A 244-nucleotide genomic window follows, 5' to 3' on the forward strand; every position below is an offset into this window, starting at 1 on the left:
AACAGAATCTTTATTCACCAAATTGATTTTAGACTTATCAAATTTCACCAATGGGGTTTCGGTTTCCAGTGTAAAACGTTCTCTAAAATTAATTTGGCCGTTTTGTACCGCTTTAATATTTAAAGTGTCTTTTTTCAAAGCTTTAATTTTAAAAGAAAACTTTTTGTTGTAGCTTCCTTTCTCCACTTCCATAGATAATGAATCGGCCTTTAAAGGTTTGTACCAGACCTGAAGTGAATCTTTT

Annotated in this window: 1 pseudogene; it reads right to left on the bottom strand. The window is 31.6% G+C overall.

The features are described 5' to 3' along the window. A pseudogene (locus ACWA1B_RS23360) lies at positions 1 to 244 on the bottom strand (Ig-like domain-containing protein); the annotation flags it as partial.

This window comes from Flavobacterium xizangense, assembly GCF_054075145.1.